Source organism: Gammaproteobacteria bacterium, from assembly GCA_013816845.1.
Taxonomy (GTDB): domain Bacteria; phylum Pseudomonadota; class Gammaproteobacteria; order DSM-16500; family DSM-16500; genus Aquicella.
The window spans coordinates 325,814-341,374 of sequence record JACDDU010000001.1 but is presented as its reverse complement, the minus strand read 5'-3'; the positions used below and the strand labels follow the sequence as shown (position 1 = coordinate 341,374).

Annotated in this window: 12 protein-coding genes and 3 tRNA genes; 6 read left to right on the top strand and 9 right to left on the bottom strand. The window is 39.3% G+C overall.

Features of this window, described 5'->3' with window-relative positions; translation table 11 throughout:
• The first annotated feature begins 80 nt into the window (after positions 1-80).
• The 4 genes from H0W64_01660 (at position 81) to H0W64_01645 (ending at position 4,465) form a co-directional block, all read left to right on the top strand.
• On the top strand, positions 81-1,796 hold the full coding sequence (locus H0W64_01660) for a bifunctional sulfate adenylyltransferase/adenylylsulfate kinase (GenBank protein ID MBA3660409.1): 1,716 nt from the start codon (positions 81-83) through the stop codon (positions 1,794-1,796).
• Positions 1,793-2,839, top strand: coding sequence for a hypothetical protein (locus H0W64_01655; GenBank protein ID MBA3660408.1), 1,047 nt, complete (start codon positions 1,793-1,795; stop codon positions 2,837-2,839). The genes H0W64_01660 and H0W64_01655 overlap by 4 nt, the downstream gene beginning before the upstream one ends.
• The gene (locus tag H0W64_01650; protein ID MBA3660407.1) at positions 2,805-3,593 is read left to right on the top strand and encodes a 3'(2'),5'-bisphosphate nucleotidase CysQ; all 789 of its coding nucleotides are present in this window, start codon (positions 2,805-2,807) and stop codon (positions 3,591-3,593) included. The genes H0W64_01655 and H0W64_01650 overlap by 35 nt, the downstream gene beginning before the upstream one ends.
• Before the next feature lie 443 nt (positions 3,594-4,036).
• Complete coding sequence (locus H0W64_01645) at positions 4,037-4,465, top strand: hypothetical protein (protein ID MBA3660406.1); 429 nt, start codon at positions 4,037-4,039, stop codon at positions 4,463-4,465.
• Positions 4,466-4,630: 165 nt separating this feature from the next.
• On the opposite strand, the gene H0W64_01640 is transcribed toward H0W64_01645, so the two are convergent.
• The 9 genes from H0W64_01640 to H0W64_01600 all read right to left on the bottom strand — a co-directional run bounded on the left by H0W64_01640 (position 4,631) and on the right by H0W64_01600 (position 13,476).
• Positions 4,631-6,511 (bottom strand): SurA N-terminal domain-containing protein, encoded by a 1,881-nt coding sequence (locus tag H0W64_01640; protein MBA3660405.1) that lies wholly within the window; start codon positions 6,509-6,511, stop codon positions 4,631-4,633.
• Positions 6,512-6,580: 69 nt separating this feature from the next.
• Positions 6,581-6,654: transfer RNA gene (locus H0W64_01635), tRNA-Asp, on the bottom strand.
• A gap of 61 nt (positions 6,655-6,715) precedes the next feature.
• Positions 6,716-6,788: transfer RNA gene (locus tag H0W64_01630), tRNA-Val, on the bottom strand.
• A gap of 7 nt (positions 6,789-6,795) precedes the next feature.
• Positions 6,796-7,107 carry an HU family DNA-binding protein gene (locus H0W64_01625; GenBank protein MBA3660404.1) on the bottom strand — a complete coding sequence of 104 codons (312 nt, stop codon included), beginning with the start codon at positions 7,105-7,107 and terminating at the stop codon, positions 6,796-6,798.
• A 329-nt stretch (positions 7,108-7,436) separates the two neighbouring features.
• Positions 7,437-9,866, bottom strand: a complete 2,430-nt coding sequence (gene lon / locus H0W64_01620; GenBank protein MBA3660403.1) for an endopeptidase La — start codon at positions 9,864-9,866, stop codon at positions 7,437-7,439.
• Positions 9,867-9,978: 112 nt separating this feature from the next.
• Positions 9,979-11,265: an ATP-dependent Clp protease ATP-binding subunit ClpX gene (gene clpX / locus H0W64_01615; protein MBA3660402.1), complete on the bottom strand. Its 1,287-nt coding sequence runs from the start codon at positions 11,263-11,265 to the stop codon at positions 9,979-9,981.
• 82 nt (positions 11,266-11,347) lie between these two features.
• Positions 11,348-11,968, bottom strand: a complete 621-nt coding sequence (gene clpP / locus H0W64_01610) for an ATP-dependent Clp endopeptidase proteolytic subunit ClpP (protein MBA3660401.1) — start codon at positions 11,966-11,968, stop codon at positions 11,348-11,350.
• Positions 11,969-11,988: 20 nt separating this feature from the next.
• The gene (locus H0W64_01605; GenBank protein ID MBA3660400.1) at positions 11,989-13,278 is read right to left on the bottom strand and encodes a trigger factor; all 1,290 of its coding nucleotides are present in this window, start codon (positions 13,276-13,278) and stop codon (positions 11,989-11,991) included.
• 116 nt (positions 13,279-13,394) lie between these two features.
• Positions 13,395-13,476 (bottom strand) — tRNA-Leu (locus H0W64_01600).
• A 114-nt stretch (positions 13,477-13,590) separates the two neighbouring features.
• Between H0W64_01600 and H0W64_01595 the strand changes: the two genes are divergently transcribed.
• Together H0W64_01595 and H0W64_01590 are read left to right on the top strand one after the other, a co-directional pair.
• The gene (locus H0W64_01595) at positions 13,591-14,910 is read left to right on the top strand and encodes a phosphatidylinositol-specific phospholipase C domain-containing protein (protein ID MBA3660399.1); all 1,320 of its coding nucleotides are present in this window, start codon (positions 13,591-13,593) and stop codon (positions 14,908-14,910) included.
• Positions 14,903-15,484: a thymidine kinase gene (locus tag H0W64_01590; protein ID MBA3660398.1), complete on the top strand. Its 582-nt coding sequence runs from the start codon at positions 14,903-14,905 to the stop codon at positions 15,482-15,484. Before H0W64_01595 ends, H0W64_01590 begins: the two co-directional genes overlap by 8 nt.
• Positions 15,485-15,561 lie beyond the last annotated feature (77 nt).

The following is a 15,561-nucleotide window of genomic DNA, read 5'->3' as shown; positions in this document are numbered from 1 at the left end:
ATTGTTGATGATATCTCATTGAATTAAACTGTATTCCTAAGCTTAGCTTGAATCGTGCAATCAAGGTAAAGGAAACCATTATGGAAGTAAAAGATCAAAAAAATAAACCCATTCACGAACACTCTCTCATCTCTTTTCCACATTCTCTTGAATACTATCAATCAAATGCTCAAGCGTTACCGCAACTCATTCTCACTCAACGTCAACTATGTGATTTGGAATTAATTTTAAATGGTGGCTTTGATCCGTTGCATAGTTTTCTCAATCAAGACGATTATCATCATGTTTTAGACGATATGCACTTAGCTAATGGCATGTTGTGGCCAGTTCCTATCAATTTAGATGTCGACCAATCTTTTCATGACAGTTTGAAACTAGGTGATGAAATTGCGTTACGGGATCCTGAGGGATTATTACTTGCCATTATGAAAGTTAATGAGTCATGGCAAGTTGATCGGTCACGCGAAGCCCTTTCAGTATTTGGCACGCTCGATATGCTGCATCCCGGCGTTCATTATCTTTATCATTACGTGAAAGATTTTTACATAGCAGGCCCTTTACTCAAATTAGCTTTACCCCATCATTACGATTTTAATCATCTTCGTTATTCTCCGAGTGAATTGCGCCAATTCTTTCAAGAAAACCAATGGGAAAAAGTTGTAGGGTTTCAAACCCGTAACCCCATGCATCGCGCCCATCAAGAATTGACTTTGCGGGCAGCACAACAAACAGGTGCTCATGTTTTACTTCACCCGGTCGTAGGGATGACCAAACCAGGGGACATTGAATACTACATTCGAGTTCGTTGTTATGAACATATCTTGCAAACCTACCCTCCCGACCGTGTAAAACTTAGCTTGTTACCACTTGCGATGCGCATGGCTGGACCCAAAGAAGCAATCTTTCATGCATTGATTCGCAAGAATTATGGGTGCACCCATTTTATCGTGGGCAGGGATCACGCGGGTCCAGGCAAAGATTCTAAAGGCAATGCCTTTTATCAACCTTATGCTGCGCAAGAATTAGCGCTCTCGCTCGAGTCAACTTTAGGAATTCACATCATTCCTTTTCAAGAAATGGTGTACAGCGCTAAAAGTCAGCAATATTTTCCAATTGATCAATTTCCAAAAGATGAAAAACCCGAAACCATTTCAGGAACTGATCTGCGTGATCGATTACAAAAAAATGCTGATATTCCCTCATGGTTTTCCTATCCCGCAGTCATAACTGAACTTCGAAAAGCACACCCGCCTAAACATGAACAAGGGTTAACTCTCTTTTTCACCGGATTACCGAGCTCAGGCAAATCAACACTTGCCAATGGCGTTGCTCTGCGCTTACGCGAAGTGACGCATCGGCAAATTAGTTTGTTGGATGGCGACATTATCCGCACCCACCTCTCAGCCGGTTTAAGTTTTAGCCGAGAAGATCGTGAAACCAATGTCACTCGTGTCGGCTTTGTTGCACGCGAAATCACTAAACATGGTGGCATTGCAATCTGCGCACTCGTCTCACCTTTTCAAAACGCCAGAGAAAAAGTACGCGACATGGTAAGCGAAGTGGGTGGATTTATCGAAATTTATGTAGCAACTCCCCTCGAAATTTGTGAGGAACGCGATCGCAAAGGGTTATATAAAAAAGCACGGGAAGGAATCATTAAACAATTCACCGGTATTAGTGACCCTTACGAAGCACCTTTGACAGCGGAAATTTCGATCGATACCAACAATCAAAGTCCCCATGACATTGTTGACCAAATTATGCAGACCATTCAATCGTTAGGCTATATCGCATGATCAAACAAGGCGAGGAATCTGATTCTAAACGCCTTATTGTTATCCTTGGAATGGCGCGAAGTGGGACGAGCGTCATTTCACGTGGGGTGAAAGCACTCGGTGTAGATTTAGGGACTGCTCTTTCACCCGGAAGCAAATGGAACCCAACGGGATTTTGGGAAGATCACGATATTGTTTACAAGATTAATGAACAAATCTTGAAAAAAGTGGGGATTTACTGGGATAGCACGCGAGCTATATCCAAAGCTGAATTACAAAATTCAACTTTAGATGAATTAAAATTTAAAGCATGCGCCATCATAAAAAAAAGATTATCTCAAAAAACGATGTGGGGATTTAAAGACCCACGAACCGCGCGATTATTACCATTTTGGCAAAATGTATTTCAAACATTGGGTGTCCATGAATCTTATGTTATCGCTTTACGCAATCCATTATCCTCTGCACTTTCTTATCAGCGTTTAACCGATGCGGATGTTGAACACGGGTTAATTTTGTGGGTATTACATCTAATTGCTGCAGTCAATGAAACACATGGAAAACAACGCGTCATTGTTAATTACGATACACTTATGAAGAATCCGCGCCAACAACTAACGCGGTTGCAGAGTGAACTTCATCTCGATCATTTAGAAAATAATAATACGATTAACCATTATATTGATAGTTTTCTTGATAAAAACCTTACCCACTTTGAATACAAATCGCAGGACTTGGAAATACATCCTGCAACAAAAGTTTCTCCTGTCGCAAGTCAAGTATATTCATGGTTGTTGAAAATAGCACATGATGAAATTACTTTTGATGATAAAAATTTTCAAATCGCTTGGCAGGATATACAACATCAACTTCATGTGGTTTTGCCATTTTATGACTTAATTGATACTCTGTTGCGGCGGCATAAAACATTGAAGACTTATACACGCCAATTACATAAATCGCGGCTTTGGAAAATAATTTACCCATTGAGAAAATTTGATGAAACCTTACGAACATGGCGAAAAAGAAATGGAGAAAAAAAACTTCTTGGACCTAGCGAATGAATACAAAATTTTATTAACTGCCGTTAAAGAAGCAGGAAGTGCCATTCTTTCAGTGCAAAAAGCCGGGTTCACGATTGAAAAGAAAGTTAATAACGATATCCTTACTGAAGCTGATGTGTTAGCAGATCGTCTTTTAAAAAATCATTTATGCACAGCTTTTCCCTCTTATGGTTGGCTTTCTGAAGAAACAACCGACGATAAAACACGTTTACAGAGCGATCGGGTTTGGATAGTCGATCCCATTGATGGTACCCGTGAATTTGCTCAATCAATTCCTGAATATGCAATTTCTGTCGCTTTAATTGAAAAGGGCCAACCCATTTTAGCCGTGGTTTTTAATCCTGCAAGCAATGAACTCTTTTCCGCTGTACTGGGTGAAGGTGCTTATTTAAACGGACAACAAATCTACTGTGCTTCTCATGCTTCACAAGGTCAGTATATTTTATTAGCGAGTCGCTCTGAGTATCGCCGGGGTGAATGGACTCAGTTTGAAAAACATAACACAGTACGAGTTATAGGATCTATTGCCTATAAGCTTGCGCTGGTTGCTGCGGGGATAGGAGATGCTACTTTTAGTTTAGGCCCTAAGAATGAATGGGATATTGCTGCAGGAACGCTCTTAATAACAGAAGCCGGTGGTCTCATTAGAGATAAATTTAAAAAGCCTATCTCATTTAATCAGGAAAATGTTTTAGTACCTGGAATAATCGGGGCTTCAGCACCCTGTTTTGAATATCTAAGTCAGATTTTGTAAACTAACAATTTTTCTTTCAAGCAAAGTCGTGTTCTGGGTTCCGTTTTGGTCGGAGATTTAAGTATTATTGCAAACAAATTGTGAAAAGATAAGCTGCTAAATAAAGGGATGGTTAGCAGGTGACCATTCATACCAGCCAAATACAGTATCGTATAACTTTCAAAAATAAACATACGTCATATATGTGCTTTGCTATTAATCAGGATCGCTTGTATTTATTCTCATATGCAATGCATCATGAGGCAGGCTTCTATATGATGTTGAGACTGCAGGTTGAATGTGAATTGTTTACCTAGCTTCCATTTTGTGCCTGATCATGCTTGAAAGGCTTTATTTCAAGTGAAATTTTTCCTAGGACGAGGGTACATTTCACAAACGAAATACTTTAATTATTAGTAAATAAACAAAGGATAAAGTGATCTTATTTAACAGGGAAAATTATAATGAAAAAATTTTTATTTTTAATCGCTTCACTATGTACACCAATTTATGCGAATGACTTATGTTCCACCCTTGCTAGCAGATGGGAAGGTGATATTACATTAAGAGGTAATCTTTTAGGTGATTGCGATTATCATGTCGATGGGACCATCACACAAACTAATCATAAATTTTCCATTGCTGGGCGGGTCACAACTACTTCTAAAGCTTGCCTTCTTTGGCAAGGTCATTTTAACTTTGAAAATCTTGTTTGTAAGAATGGATATTTAATAATAGAAAATCGTAATAAAACGATGTATATCGATGGGAAGCTATCTAATAATGGTAAATCAGCCATTTTAACTGGCTTTATAGACCAGTTAACGTATTTACCTCTACCCTTTGAAGTTCGCTTTTATGTCGATAATGCAAGAGTTGATGCAGCAGGCTAAGCCTAAACACTTTCCTATGAGAATTTAAACTAGATCTTGGGAATTGATCTAGCGTATGAATTTCATCTCAGTTTACATTTACGCTTAGTAAAAAGGTAATAGCGTCATATTTAAAAAAATATGACGCTCAAATTAACTTAATTTCAAAAAGTAATTGATTAAACCTTACGCCATAACTTTAATTTTAGCATTATTGAGTTGAACAGATTTATACAATTCATATTCAATGACGCCATCACTATTCTGAATTTGTTCAGCAAAAACATTGTATTCTTTACTATCTGATGCGCCAACGCGCACGGATTTGACTGCTACAACTGCATAACCTTGTGGAACTTTCGCGATCCCATACGAAGTTCGCTTTAATAAAGCTGGATCGGGCAAGCGAAATGCTGTGTCTAATAGAGCCGAATCAACCTTATTTGCATATCGTCCTAAAAAGGTAGATTGGTTCCAATTCAATTGATTTGATTTAACAACAGCATTGATGTCTTTACCATTCTTTAAATTGGTGACTATGTTTTCTGCTAACGATTGGACTTCATTTTCAGCTTGTTTTAATTGGATGCGTTGAGTAATTTGAGCAGCAACACTAGGCAGTTGCATCATTGTGGCAGGCTTATGTGTTTTAATACGCAACACAACAAAGGTCTCTGGCGTAACTGAAATAACATCACTGTTATTTTGCAAGTTCAGTACATCGTTGGCAAATGCCGCAGTGCGAACTTTTTTGTGTTGAGAAATATCCTTCCCAACTTTTTCCAAATTAAATACTTCACTGGTTTGTATGGGTAAATTTAATGTCTCGGATGCAAATTGTAATGAATCTGGATGTTCATAAGTTAAATCTGCCAAACGCTCACGCAATTCAGCAAACTTTTCTTCTGCATGTTGCCTGATATAAAGTTCTTTGGCGCGTGCTTTGGAAACTTCAAAAGATAAAACTTCAGGATTTCGAATCTCGACTACTTTGATAACCTGCAATCCTTCAGGGGTTTTAATAGGCCCTAACACATCATTAGGTTTAGCGGTGGCTATTTCTTTTCTAACTTCCTCGCTAAATTCGTTTAAGGGAATCCATGTGTTAGGTTTAAAAAGACTACTTTGTTTAGCATTGCCATTGTTCAGCTCACTACCACTTTTTAAGGCTTTGACTGTACTTTCTGCTTGAACCACAAGTTTATCTGCATCTGCTTGAGAGAGCGTTGCAGGTGCTGGGATAAAAACATCTTGTACTTTAAAACTTTGGGGAGCCGTAAATAAGCCAGGATTTTCTTGATAAAAGTTTTTTAACATTACATCAGTTGGCATAATTTTCGCCGCAAGCGAATTTAGGTTTAACTCAATATAATCGACACTTACTTGCTCGGGCTGGGTAAATTCTTTTTGATGAGAATCATAATAGGATTGAATCTTTTCTTGCGTAATATTACCTTGCTTGGCTAAAAAATTTTGCAAAGGGATAACGAGATAATCAAACTCACGCTCTTGGTTAACTAACGACATACTTCCTCGCGTCTCATTGGGAAGTGCAAAAGAAGAAAAAGCAATACCAAACTTAGGCTGATCAATGAGTAAATTAGCGCGAATAATATTTAAAAAATCACTAATTGATAAGTAAACTGAAGCGAGGATCGTTTGAAAACGCTCAAGTGAAAATCCTCCATTCACTTGAAACTCTGGCATCGTTTGTAAAAAATTATCAACTTGACGATCTGTAACACGAAAGCCTTGATCCACAGCTGAATCTTTTAAAGCTTCTGTCTCAATCAAACTGCGAAGCGCACGATCTTTAATTTGTGCATCGGTCAGCGAGGCAGGAATATTTGCACCATACTGATATTGAATTTGTTTATGTAAGCGTTCATAGCTTACTGCAAGCTGCTCTTTAGTGATTTCATTATCGTTTACAACCGCAACGATATTGTTGTTACCCCCACCTTCAAAATAACTGTGTATACCCCACAGTGCGAAAGTTAAAATGATAATGCTGATAATAACACCAGCAATCCATCCTTGCGTATGATCACGAATGGTTTGAAGCATTGTGCTCTCTTTATAAAAAAGTTGGCGTGCCGATTCGGCACACCTGCAGGGGAACTTGATGATTTTTATCGGAGTGGACGGGACTCGAACCCGCGACCCCCGGCGTGACAGGCCGGTATTCTAACCAACTGAACTACCACTCCTTTGGGATGACTTTCTATACTATTTTTTTAAAATTTACAACAAGAGTATAAATTTTATTTTTGGGTGCTGAGGGGATCGAACCCACGACATTCGCCTTGTAAGGGCGATGCTCTCCCAGCTGAGCTAAGCACCCAAAGTCACTACGAAATAGCATCTTCTACAGCATTATCCGAAACAGTTTCTTTCACTGCTTCTTTTAAAGCTTTACCAGCTTTAAATCCAACAACTTTAGCAGCTTTAATTTTAATTTTTTCACCCGTAGATGGATTACGTCCTTCACGTGCCGCACGTTCCTTAATTGTGAACGTACCGAAATTTACCAAAACCACTGGATCACCTTTTTGCAAGGAGCCGGTTACACCTTCAAGTAAAGCATCTAAAGCGCGTGAAGCTAATGCTTTCGTAAGTTCAGCTTTCTCAGCAATAAGGTCAATTAGTTCTGTTCTATTCATACGTAGTCTCTCTATCCATGGTTAACAAAAAAGCTTATCTAGTTCGCAATACAAGCCCGCTCGTTGTTTACCTTTCCTTGTAGACTGAGAGCTCGTAACGAAGAGTGATTTATACCAATTGCATTAAACTTATGTCAAGCGTAAACACTAAATCATTTCGTTTTATATCGTTTTTAATAAATAAATGCACAGTTTGTAAAGAATAAGCATGCTTCGACTGATTTTTTTTACTCAAGTTTGATTTTAATTAATGCAGTGAAGTGCAATGATAAACAACAATATGAGGGATGGGGCTCTACACCCCATCAAAATTATAATCTAACATGCTGCTAATGCGCGCGAATACGATCTGTTTTCCGCAACTTTTTACTTACACCCGCAAGAGATGTCTTAGATTTCTTCTTTTTATTTTTCCTTGTGATGTAGCTTGCATAGCCACGCAATGCAGCGGTAAGCACTTCATCAACCCAACGAACTGGCGTAATGTTTAAGTCCTGCTTGATATTGTCAGGGATTTCTTTCAAATCCTTTACATTTTCCACAGGAATAATGACATTCTTTACTCCACTACGATGTGCTGCTAAAAGTTTTTCTTTCACCCCGCCTATAGGCAAGACTTCACCCCGTAACGTTATTTCCCCGGTCATCGCAAAATCTGCGCGAACGGGCAGTTGGGTTAGCACTGAAACCAGTGCAGTGCACATACTGATCCCTGCTGAAGGGCCGTCTTTGGGCGTAGCGCCTTCTGGAACGTGAATGTGAATATCATGCTTTTCAAAATAATTTTTGGGTACGCCTAAACTTGGAGCCCTTGCGCGGACGACGGAAAGTGCAGCTTGAATCGATTCTTGCATGACTTCGCCAAGTTGTCCGGTATAAATTGTTTTACCCTTCCCTGGTAAGACAATGGTTTCAATATTTAAAAGTTCGCCGCCGACTTCGGTCCATGCCAAACCTTTGACTTGACCAATTTGATCTTGCTGATCAGCAATATCATAGCGATAACGACGGACACCAAGATAATGTTCAAGATCATCAGGATCAATTTTTTCTTTGGTGAGTTTTGTACTTAATAAAATTTCTTTCACAACTTTACGACAAATTTTCGAAATTTCGCGCTCTAGGTTACGCACACCCGCTTCACGCGTGTAATAACGCACCATGTTATGAACCGTATCAGCTGGTAATTCAATTTCAGCAGGCTTAAGTCCTGAAGCTTCAATCTGCTTAGGAATTAAATGACGAACAGCAATGTTAACTTTTTCATCTTCGGTATAACCAGGAATGCGAATAACTTCCATGCGATCACGGAGCGCAGGTGGTATGTCTAACGTATTCGCAGTCGCCATAAACATAATGCTGGAAAGATCATAATCAACTTCTAAATAGTGATCATTGAAAGCATGATTTTGTTCTGGATCTAAAACTTCAAGCAAAGCGGAAGCGGGATCCCCACGAAAATCCATCGACATTTTGTCAATTTCATCAAGTAAGAATAAGGGATTGTTAACGCCTGACTTACTTAATTTTTGGATAATTTTTCCAGGCATTGCCCCGATATAAGTTCGACGATGGCCTCGTATTTCAGCTTCATCTCGAACACCCCCTAAAGACATGCGAATAAATTTCCGTCCAGTTGCATTCGCAATGGATTGACCTAAAGAAGTCTTACCCACACCTGGGGGGCCTACTAAACAAAGGATAGGACCTTTTAATTTTTTAACGCGTTTTTGCACAGCAAGATATTCGATAATGCGTTCTTTAACTTCTTTCAACCCATAATGTTCAGTTTCGAGAATAAGTTCCGCTGCCGGTAAATTAACTTTAGCAGAGCTACGTTTGTTCCAGGGCAGAGAAAGCATCACATCAAGGAAGTTTCGGGAAACCGTGCCTTCTGCTGATTGCATGGGCATTGTTTTCAGCTTCGCAAGTTCGGCTTCACATTTATCGCGTGCTTCTTTCGGCATACCGGATTCTTCTAACTTTTTAACAAGCGCTTCAAATTCATTGGGAATATTTTCAATTTCATTTAATTCTTTTTGAATCGCTTTGATTTGTTCGTTGAGATAATATTCACGTTGTGTTTTTTCCATTTGGCGCTTAACACGTCCACGAATTTTTTTCTCAACTTGTAACAAATCTATTTCATTTTCTAGCAATGCCATTAAACGTTCTAAACGCTTTGGCAAGCTATCTAATTCTAGTAATTTTTGTTTTTCATCAAGTTTAATACTGAGATGCGCTGAAATGGTGTCACCTAATCGGCTGCCATCATCTATCGCAAGAATCGATGCCATGATTTCGGCGGGAATTTTTCGATTGAGTTTTACGTATTGTTCAAACTGAGACTTCAACGAACGTAAAAAAATTTCTACTTCACGATCAGCAATATTTTTATCATCAACAAGCACAACATCTGCTAAAAAATAATCTTGATTATCGACAAAGCGGGCAATAGAGCCACGACGAACACCTTCGACCAATACTTTTACTGTTCCATCAGGAAGTTTGAGTAATTGTAAAACCGTCGCTAATGTTCCAATACGATAAAGGCTTTTTTCGGTGGGTTGATCTTCTGTTGCGTTTTTTTGGGTAACTAACAAAATTTGTTTATCGGCAGCCATTGCAACTTCAAGGGCTTTGATAGAACGTTCTCGACCAACAAATAAAGGAACAACCATATAGGGATAAACGACAACGTCCCGCAATGGCAACACAGGAATCGTTAGTTTATTTGTATCAGATGGAATGGATGCCATGGGTGGTAATCCTCCACTTACTAAATTGATTAATTAACTAAATTGTACGCACGACTTCAAATCGTGCGTACCATAATGAGACGGGCTGTTTCTATCTTCAGTATAGGACATCCTATTCAGCTGCCGATTGAGGTTGATCTGGATTTTCATAGATCACGATCGGCTTTGTTTCTCCATGAATGGTTGCCTCGTCAATAATGACTTTAGAAACATGGGTCAGTGAAGGAAGTTCATACATAATATCGAGCAGCGCTTTCTCTAAGATGGAACGTAAACCTCGGGCGCCCGTTTTTTTCTCGACACATCGTTCTGCAATGGTCTGTAAGGCACTATCTCGGAATTCTAGATTAACGCCTTCCATTTCAAACAACTTACAATATTGTTTGGTTAAGGCATTTCTAGGCTCAGTTAATATGCTTACTAAAGCTTCTTTATCGAGCTCTTCGAGTGTTGCAACCACGGGTAACCGTCCAATCAACTCGGGGATTAATCCATATTTGATTAAATCTGCCGGTTCAACATCCCGTAAGAGGCCGCCAATGGTTTTAGCATCTTCTTTACCATGAATTTCGGCAGAGAAGCCGATGCCAGACTTTTCAGAGCGATCACGAATAATTTTTTCTAAACCGGCAAAAGCGCCACCGCAAATGAATAAAATATTGCGGGTATCAACTTGAATAAATTCCTGTTGAGGATGCTTTCTACCGCCTTGGGGAGGCACAGAGGCAATGGTACCCTCAATAAGCTTCAAGAGAGCTTGTTGCACCCCTTCTCCAGAAACGTCCCGTGTTATGGAAGGATTTTCTGATTTTCGAGAAATTTTATCTATTTCATCGATATACACAATACCCATTTGCGCTTTTGAAACATCATACTCACAGCGCTGGAGTAATTTTTGAATAATGCTTTCCACATCTTCGCCAACATACCCTGCTTCGGTGAGTGTAGTCGCATCGGCGATAACAAAAGGAACATTCAAAAGACGCGCCAAAGTTTCAGCAAGTAGTGTTTTACCGCTACCGGTTGGCCCGATAAGTAAGATATTACTCTTGTTTAACTCGACTTCATCTTGCTTAGTATGGGTTCGTAACCGCTTGTAATGATTATAAACAGCCACCGCTAACACTTTTTTGGCTTGTGTTTGTCCGATGACATATTCATCTAATGTTTTTCGGATTTCGGTTGGGGCCGGTAACCTTGGTAACGCATCAGAGGGAGAAGCGACTTTTTCATCTCGCGCCTCTTCATTAATAATATCGTTACAAAGTGACACGCACTCGTCACAAACATAGACAGACGGCCCTGCAATGAGTTTACGAACCTCGTGTTGGCTTTTACCGCAAAAGGAACAGTGGAATACCTTATCTCTTCCGCTATTGCCGCGCTGGTCATTGCTCATAGATAAAGCCTCTTCAGTTATAGTCTAAATAAATGGGGATGGTAAAACCCAAATTCAACTGATTGCCCATATTTATATATTATTACTTTTTATTGCTGCGGTAATCGAGAATCTTATCAACGATGCCATATTTTTGGGCGCGCTCGGCGCTCATAAAGTTATCTCTATCGGTATCTTTAGCGATAACTTCTTCAGGTTGACCCGTATGTTTGGACAAAATATGATTAAGTTTGGCTTTAACCTTCAAAGTTTCCTCAGCATGAATCGCAATATCAGAAGCCTGACCTTGGATCCCGCCTAGGGGCTGATGGATCATAACTCGTGCATTAGGTAAGCAATAACGCTTACCTTGGCAGCCTCCTGCCAGGAGTAAAGCACCCATACTAGCAGCTTGCCCCATACACATGGTACTTACATCTGGTTTAATAAACTGCATTGTATCGTAAATTGCTAAACCTGCGGTCACAACCCCGCCTGGAGAGTTAATGTAAATGGAAATATCTTTGTCTGGATTCTCAGATTCTAAGAAAAGCAGCTGAGCGACGATAAGATTAGCGGAGTAATCATCAACCGGACCGCCAAGGAAAATCACACGATCCTTTAATAATCGGGAATAAATATCAAAGGCTCGCTCACCACGAGCTGTTTGCTCAACAACCATAGGTACGAGGTTACTCATCAATTGAATTTCAGCAAGCGTCATATGATTTCCTTTCAGAAAAATTATAATTCTATGCCACGAAGTGCAGCATAAGTCATTGTCTTTTCAGTCAATGTTATTCCATCCATTAGCTTTTCTAAGACTTGATCTTCAAGAACTTGGGATTCAATACCGTTACGTCGTTCTTTATTGGATAACCATTCCATTACTTCCTGAGGTTTTTCGTAGGAAGCTGCTATCTCTTGCATGCGCTTAACAACTTTCGCGGTATCTGGCTGAATATTAGCTATTTTTGCATAAGCAGCAATAAGAATGCCTAAAGCAACGCGCTTTTTAGCAATGCCTTCAAAAACATCCATTTCTTTTTCATCATGCTGATGGTGCTGATCTTTGGCATAAATCTCATCATGAATAACTTTGGCTTCTTGGGTTACGAGTATCGGTGGAACTTCTATTGGATTTTGCTCGATTAGTTTCGTGAATACTTGTTCTTTTAACTTTTCTTTCAGTAAGCGATCTTTTTCTTGTTCGAGCGTTTGTTGGATTTGCTGACGTAATTCATCTTCTTTGCCACTTTCAATCCCCAACTTTTGAATAAATTCCTCATCAAGCGCGGGTAAATCGGCTGAATGAATCGTATGCACTTGTATGTCAAAGGCTACCGCTTTTCCTGCTTTCTCTTTGTCGGCAAAATCATCCGGATAGGTCAGCGCCAATTTGACTTCATCCCCTGCTTTTGCACCAATTAGACCTTCTTCAAAACCAGGTAACATTTTTTTGCTGCCTAAATGGATAGGCGTATTTTCTTTTTTCTCAGCTAATTCTGCTTGTCCATCAATTGTAGGCGTATAAGTAACAATCATATAATCATCGTTTTGAGCTGGACGATCTACTTTTTGCCATTTCGTATGCTGTTGACGTAAATGGTTAATGACATGGTCAATATCTGTCGGTGTAATTTCAACAACCAGCTTTTCTAACTGATCGGTGGCAAAATTCACTTGATCAACTTCTGGTAATACTTCAAAAGAAGCCACAAACTCAAGCGGTTTATTAGGCTCCATGATCTTCGGTTCAACTTTAGGCGTACTAACAGGAATTAATTTTTCATCAGCAATCGCTTTGTAAAGCGTGTTTTGGATAACTTCACCAATGGCTTCTTTACGCGCATCGTCACCAAAACGCTGTTTAATATAGCTCATTGGGACTTTCCCGGGACGGAATCCTTTAACGTTTGCATTTTTTGCAAAGTTATCAATTTTTTTATTGTACGCTTCTTCTATTTGACCCTCTGGAACAGTAATAGTGATGCGTCGTTCAATTTTGCTAATTTTTTCAACTGATACTTGCATGATATCGCCTTTAAATATACTAATTCACTTTAAAAGAAGGGCGTCATTATAGTCACTATTTTAAACTTAAACCAGATTTTTAAAGTGTGGAAACAGTGAAGGAAAACTAAGAGCTATGCGAAAGGAGAGACTCGAACTCTCACGGGTTGCCCCACTGGAACCTAAATCCAGCGCGTCTACCAATTCCGCCACATTCGCTTGAGGCATTTTATTGCGCCGCTCATTTTTACTTGAGTTTGACTTTACAATCAAGCAAAAAGCTTGGATGCTACTCAAAAATTTGAAAGTCCTAAAAGACAAGGAGTAGAGAGTATGGTAAGTCTAAAGAAAAAATTCTTAGGTGGTTTATTTGCAATATCACTCTGTGGCATTGCAACCGCCTCGCAAGATGAGATTAACAATAATACGTGGGTTACTAAAGCATTAAAATTACAAAGAGAAATTGACCTCAATACTCCGCTCAATCAAGCAACTTTTATCGGCACCCATAACTCGTATAATTCGCAAGCTTATCAAATTCCTATGGTGCGTTACATCGATCCCAATCAATATCTTTCATTAAGTGGTCAACTTGAACAAGGGGTACGAAGTTTAGAGTTAGATGCGCATTGGGCACCCAATCAATATCTTCGAAAAGATATTCTTTTATGTCACGGCCAAAACAATCATTTTGGTTGTAGTGTTTTTGATGTTCCTTTTGTTGATGGTTTAAAAGAGATTCGTCAGTGGCTGCAAAGTAATCCTGACGAAATAGTCTTGCTTTACATAGAGCGACACGTAGATGGTCATGATGAGCGATTGGGTGAATTACTAGAAAACATTTTAGGACAATATATTTTTGGTTCCCATCAGATTGATGAATTAAAAGATAATGATCAATGTGTAGCTTTGCCTACCCATATCACGAAGGCGGATATTTTAAAAGCTCACAAACAACTTCTTATTGTGACTAAAAATTGCGATTTTAAAAAAGGTAGTCACGTTAATCACATCGTTTTCACGGGTATAGGGAATATTAATCACGCACCTTATAGTTTTATCGACTCAACAATTACCGATTTTAATCATTATCCTGATTGCAGCAAAACCTCCTTATTTGGCGATGATCCTTTGCATACAAGCTTATGGCGCATTTATGAAGATCGCACTAAACATGGCGGCATTTTACGTCCACAAAAGAAAGTTTCTCCAGAAGCAATGCGGGAATTGGTGCAATGCGGAATTAATTGGCCAACTTTAGATTTATTAAATTTTTATGACGAACGTCTAGAAGCTGCTATTTGGAGTTGGGCTAAAAATAATCCTGAAGAAGGAAAAGGACAATGTGCGGCCTTAAGTAACGAGGGTATCTTCAATCACGATTGTACTCAAAAATTAGATGGCGTCGCCTGTCTAAATCCAGCAACGCGTCTTATTGAAGTCGTTCCGCTTCAAGCCACATGGGCACAAAGTCTAACCGCTTGTCGCACGCTCAGCCCAAGAGCAAGTGTGGGCATGCCAATTAATGGAGCAGAAATGCATGACTTAAAAATCGCATTGCAAAAATCGCAGCTCAAAAGTATTTGGCTTAACTATGCTTTAAACCAAAAGGGCAAATGGCAGGCTTTTAAACAAGGCAGCTCTCATGGCTAAACTTTATTTTTATTATTCCGCTATGAATGCAGGCAAAAGTACCGTCTTACTGCAATCGTCTTACAATTATAGAGAGAAAGGTATGGAAACTTTACTCTTTACGGCACAAGTTGATAATCGTCAAGGGATTGGTACGATTCACTCCCGCATTGGCTTAACAGCCGATGCGCAAACATTTGATGCTTCAGTCAACCTTTTTGATTTAACAAAACAATACTTTGACACCCACCCATCCTTAAGTTGTGTTCTTGTTGATGAAGCGCAATTTTTAAATAAAGACCAAGTTTTACAACTTACCGATATTGTTGATCATTTAAATCTACCCGTCTTAACTTATGGTATACGAAGTGATTTTAGGGGGGAGCCTTTCGAAGGAAGTCTCTACCTTTTAATTTGGGCCGATAACCTTATTGAAATCAAAACCGTATGTCATTGTGGTAAGAAAGCCATTATGACGGTTAGGGTCGATGCGCAAGGTAAAATGATGATGGAGGGGGAACAAATTCTAATTGGTGATAATGATCAATATGTTGCGATGTGTCGAAAGCATTATAAGGCAATGCAAGGAAGCTAATTTTTAAGGGTTCTATAACTTTCATTTTCAAAATCTCGCGTATACTAGCATTATGGTATTGGTTTGAGTGAGACGAT